Source organism: Cryptosporangium japonicum (assembly GCF_039524755.1).
In the GTDB taxonomy this organism is placed as follows: domain Bacteria; phylum Actinomycetota; class Actinomycetes; order Mycobacteriales; family Cryptosporangiaceae; genus Cryptosporangium; species Cryptosporangium japonicum.
This window is the reverse complement of the sequence record NZ_BAAAGX010000026.1, coordinates 1-4,077: the sequence shown is the minus strand read 5'-3', so window position 1 is coordinate 4,077 and position 4,077 is coordinate 1. Positions and strand designations below refer to the sequence as shown.

Annotated in this window: 4 protein-coding genes; 3 read left to right on the top strand and 1 reads right to left on the bottom strand. The window is 71.6% G+C overall.

Annotated elements, in window-relative coordinates:
• Together ABD437_RS30830 and ABD437_RS30825 are read left to right on the top strand one after the other, a co-directional pair.
• Positions 1–679: methyl-accepting chemotaxis protein (locus ABD437_RS30830; protein WP_344652460.1), on the top strand; the 679-nt coding region annotated here is incomplete at its 5' end.
• Between the two features lie 66 nt (positions 680–745).
• Positions 746–1,462: an SGNH/GDSL hydrolase family protein gene (locus ABD437_RS30825; protein WP_344652459.1), complete on the top strand. Its 717-nt coding sequence runs from the start codon at positions 746–748 to the stop codon at positions 1,460–1,462.
• Positions 1,463–1,863: 401 nt separating this feature from the next.
• Here ABD437_RS30825 and ABD437_RS30820 read toward each other — a convergent pair whose 3' ends face one another.
• Positions 1,864–3,282, bottom strand: coding sequence for a DUF2252 domain-containing protein (locus ABD437_RS30820; RefSeq protein WP_344652458.1), 1,419 nt, complete (start codon positions 3,280–3,282; stop codon positions 1,864–1,866).
• A gap of 88 nt (positions 3,283–3,370) precedes the next feature.
• Between ABD437_RS30820 and nucS the strand changes: the two genes are divergently transcribed.
• Positions 3,371–4,030, top strand: a complete 660-nt coding sequence (nucS, locus tag ABD437_RS30815; RefSeq protein WP_344652457.1) for an endonuclease NucS — start codon at positions 3,371–3,373, stop codon at positions 4,028–4,030.
• Positions 4,031–4,077: the final 47 nt, after the last annotated feature.

Genomic DNA, 4,077 nt, shown 5'->3' with positions numbered 1-4,077 from the left:
GCCCGCCGACGAGGTCGCACGCAACGTCAACTCGGTGGCCGCCGGCGCCGAGGAGATGGGCGCCGCGATCTCCGAGATCGCCCGCAACACCACCGAGGCCGTCGGCGTGGTCGCCACCGCGGTGAACGAGGCCAGGCAGGCCACCACCACGGTGGAGCGGCTCGGCACGTCGTCGGCGGAGATCGGTGAGGTGCTGGGGCTGATCAGCTCGATCGCCGAGCAGACCAACCTGCTCGCGCTCAACGCGACGATCGAGGCGGCTCGGGCCGGCGAGTCCGGCAAGGGGTTCGCGGTCGTCGCCAACGAGGTCAAGGAGCTGGCGCAGGAGACCGCGAAGGCCACCGAGGACATCGGGACCCGGGTCGCGGCGATCCAGACCGACACCCGCAGCGCGGTCGAGGCGATCAGCCGGGTGGCCGAGGTCATCGAGCGGATCAACGAGTACCAGGAGACGATCGCCAGCGCGGTCGAGGAGCAGAGCGCGACCACTCAGGAGATGACCCGCAGCGTCAGCGAAGCCGCCGGTGGGGCCGACGTGATCGCGACGAACATCGGCTCGATGGCCACCGCCACCGCGGCCACGACGCAGGGTGTGGAACGGGCCCGGGAGGCCGCTTCGGACCTGGCCGCGATGTCCGAGCAACTCCGGTCGATGATCGGCCGCTTCGTCACCCGGTGAGTTGTTCACCTTCGTCTGGCACACTGCCGTCCGCTGAACGGATGGTGAACGCTAGAGGGAGCACGGATGACGCAACCGGTCGGACGCCTGCACACCGCGATCTCGCGGCGGATCCCCCACCTGCCGGACGCGGGCGGGCCGCTCTCCGGGTCGACATCGGAGGGCGCCGGACTCTCGCTGCTGTTCGTCGGTGACTCGTCGGTCGCCGGGGTCGGCGCGTCGCACCACGGGGAAGCGCTCGCGGGGCAGTTCTCCACCGCGCTGGCCGAGCACACCGGACGACCGGTGGCGTGGCGGGTGCTCGCGCGCAGCGGGGACACCGTGCGCGGCATCACCGAGCTGGTGAGCTCGCACGCCGAGACGCTCGACGCCGATCTCGTCGTGCTCTCCGCGGGTACGAACGACGCGCTGCGGCTGCGGCGCCCGTCGGCCTGGCGGGCCGACGTCACGGTTCTCGTGGACGCGCTGCGCAGGCGGTTGGGGCGGCCGGTGCCGGTGCTGCTGGTGGGCATCCCGCCGGTGCACCGGTTCGGGTCGTTGCCGCGGCTGGTGCGCTTGTCGATCGGCGGGTACGCGATGCTGCTCGACCGCCAGCTGGCGCGCCTCGGAGCCGCGCACCCCGACCTCCACCACCTGCTGCCCGGCCCGCTGCCCACGGACACGGCCCAGTTCTTCGCGGTCGACCGCTTCCACCCGTCGCCGCTCGGTTACCGGGCCTGGGCCCGCCTCCTGGCCGCCTCGGCCGCCGGCTTCGTCTCCGGCCTGGCCCCCGCTCCCGCCTAGCTCCGGCTAGTCAAGCGCCGCTAGGCGCGAGCGGCTCGAACCTGGAGCCCGCCCAGGGCGGCGCTGCCAGTCGAGCGCGGACCCGCCGCCTACAGGTGCGTACTCAAGGGTTCGCGCTCGCCTGGCCGCGTCGTTCTGGGCGGGCCGCCCACTTCAAGAAGGCGGCGGGTAGGGGTCCGGGCTCGGCTGGGGCTCCGGATCCGGGGGGATGGGGTCCGGGTTGGGCTGCGGGGCCGGAGCCGGGCCGCCCGGACCGGGTGGGACCGGCACGGGCGCCGGAGCCGGCGCGGGCACCGGCGGGCCGGGCATCGGCAGCGGCGGCACACGAAGCTGCATTGGTTCGGGCGTTCCGATCACCATGGACACCACCCTGACATGCCCAGTCCGCGCCGCCTCGGAACCTAGGCTTCTTCGAACGTGGCGGGAAGGCGGCCGGCGCGGACCGCGGCGGCGAGGGCCTCGTGGTCGGCCTCGGTCTGGTCGGCGTACGCGACCGCGAACGCCGCGATCGCCTCGTCGAACCCCATGCCGCCCGGCGTCCGTGACGTCGCGCCGTCCACGTAGCCGGTGAGCAGCCGCGGGTCGGCCGACTGCGCGTGCGACCGCGCCAGCACCGCGCCGACGATGCGCGCGTAGTCGTCGAGCTGGTTCGGCTTGAGCAGCGCCGGGTCGATGCTGCCCTTCATGTCGCGGAACTGGCGCACCAGGAACGGCCGGCCGTCGACCGTCGTCCAGCCGAGCAGGATGTCACTCACCGTCTGCATCCAGCGCTGACCACGCACGATGCGCTCGCCGTTGTGCGCGTACGGCGTCGCGTCGACGTACGGCGCCAGCGCGGACGGGCCGGCCTCCTTGACCTGGAGCACCAGGGCGTCGTCACCGTTGCCGTGCAGCAGCACGATGTAGCTGCGCCGCCCCACGCTGCCGAGCCCGACGACGCGGTGCGCGATGTCGGTGACCGAGTACCGCGCCAGCAGCGCCTTGAGCTCGTCGTCGAGGCAGCCATCGGCGTAGTCCTCGAGCCCGTCGAGCACCGCCTGCTCGGTGGCCGGGCTGACGTGGGTGAGGATCGGCGGGGCGTCGACGAAGCGCCAGTGGTGGGTCTCGGCCCGCTCGGCGAACTTCTCCACGACCCGGCGGCTGGTGTTCTTGCGCGCCTTCTTGCCGATCCGTTTGAACACCTCGCCGAGCTGGTCGACGTCGAAGTGATCGATCGTCTTCTCGTCGGTGGTGAGGTAGTAGGCGTCGAGCAGCGGCATCTGCGCGAGCTCGCGCAGCGCGGCCCGGTAGGTGCGTGCGGCGTCGGACGCGGCGATCCGCACCCGCGCCTCGTCCACGCCGGCTTCCCGGCCGGCGACGACGAGGCTGGCCGCCAGCCGCTTGAGGTCCCATTCCCAGGGGCCGACGACGGTCTCGTCGAAGTCGTTCACGTCCATCACCAGGCGACGCTCCGGCGACGCGTACAGCCCGAAGTTCGACGCGTGGGCGTCACCGCAGATCCAGGCGTTGATGCCGGAGGTGGGCGTGGGGGCGAGGTCCGCGGCCATCAGCCCGGCGCTCCCCCGCAGGAACGCGAACGGCGACGCGACCATGCGCCCGACACGCAGCGCGATCAGCTCGTCCACCCGGCCTTCGTTCGTCGCCTCGACGAACGCGACCGGGTCGGGCCGGTCGGCGCGACGCTCGTACACCGCACACGCGCTCACCGGGGTCTTCTCGCGCAGCGCGACGCCGGCGGCGTGGACTTCGAGCGGGTCGGACCAGGTGCCGAAGACGTGACTGAGGAATCTCGGACCGTCGGCGTCAGGAAGCGCACTCACGCGAAGAACGGTAACGCCGATCGCGGTTGGCTCATGCACCGATGTCCGGCTTGCGACTCGTTCACGCGGGGTCCTAGCCTGGTTCGCCGTGCGCCTGGTCATTGCCCGCTGCTCCGTCGACTACATCGGTCGACTCACCGCTCACCTCCCGCCCGCGACGCGGCTGCTGCTAGTCAAGTCCGACGGCTCGGTGTCGATCCACGCCGACGACCGGGCCTACAAGCCGCTGAACTGGATGAGCCCGCCGTGCCGCCTGGAGGAACAGCCGGGTGCCTGGACGGTGATCAACAAGGCCGGCGAACAGCTGCGGATCACGATCGAGGAGGTGTTCCACGACTCCACCCACGATCTGGGGGTCGATCCCGGGCTCGTGAAGGACGGTGTGGAGGCCGATCTGCAGCGTCTGCTGGCCGAGCACATCACCACGCTCGGCGAGGGGTACACGCTGATCCGGCGGGAGTACCCCACCGCGATCGGCCCGGTGGACATCCTCTGCCGGGACGCCACCGGCGGCACGGTGGCGGTCGAGATCAAACGGCGCGGCGAGATCGACGGGGTCGAGCAGCTCACCCGCTACCTCGAGTTGCTCAACCGTGATCCGCTGCTCGCCCCGGTCGCCGGCGTGTTCGCCGCGCAGCAGATCAAACCGCAGGCGTCGGTGCTGGCCGCCGACCGCAACATCCGCTGCGTGACGCTCAACTACGACTCGCTGCGCGGCATCGACGACAGCGACGGCAAGCTCTTCTAGTAGTACTTCGTTAAGTCGGCGTGTTGGGGAGTGTGTTTGTCGGGTCG